This window comes from Duganella flavida (assembly GCF_009857445.1).
Classification (GTDB): domain Bacteria; phylum Pseudomonadota; class Gammaproteobacteria; order Burkholderiales; family Burkholderiaceae_D; genus Rugamonas; species Rugamonas flavida.
On sequence record NZ_WWCN01000060.1, the window covers coordinates 1 to 559 of the forward strand.

1 protein-coding gene is annotated in these 559 nt (G+C 36.7%); it reads left to right on the top strand.

Going from position 1 to position 559, the window contains the following annotated elements; all coding sequences use genetic code 11:
• Nucleotides 1-531, top strand: a 531-nt coding sequence (locus tag GTP46_RS29175; protein ID WP_161010121.1) for a hypothetical protein, incomplete at its 5' end; no start/stop codon positions are given.
• Between the last annotated feature and the right edge of the window lie 28 nt (nucleotides 532-559).

Sequence of the window (559 nt, forward strand, 5' to 3'; positions counted from 1 at the left end):
GATAATCGCAATGACGGAAATTCTCTCTTCGGTCCAGGAGTTCTTGTCGATGTCCCGAAAATATATTTCAGTGAAGTTCTTCATGAGAAAGGTATTTTCGGCGAGAAAACGAGCAAGCGTTTTCCGCAGCAGATGGAAATAAATCCAAAGGTTAATTTAGTTTACACTGAAAAAAATCAAATTGACTTATGGTGCAGCTTGACTGCAGAGACTAGTGGATGGAGATTCCATTATAGTTATCAGCGTGCTTTTCAGTGGGAGCAAGCTGAAATTAAAGACATAAAAAAAGAGCGTTTTCAAGACGAAATTGCAATTTGTTTAAATGTCCTTAATGCGACAATGCGTGCACATATTGTTGGTAATTTGGATAGCTCTTTCAAAAGAGGAGTTTTAATGCACAAGGAAAGTGCTGGCTATAAAGGCATGTTTGCGGAGGATGACATAAATCACGTCTATCTGCGCTATGTGGATGATAACAATGAGATAGTTGTTTTTCCAAAAAAATATGCCTATGATTTCAAATATAACTAAAATCAGTGTAATGATGATTAATCTGACA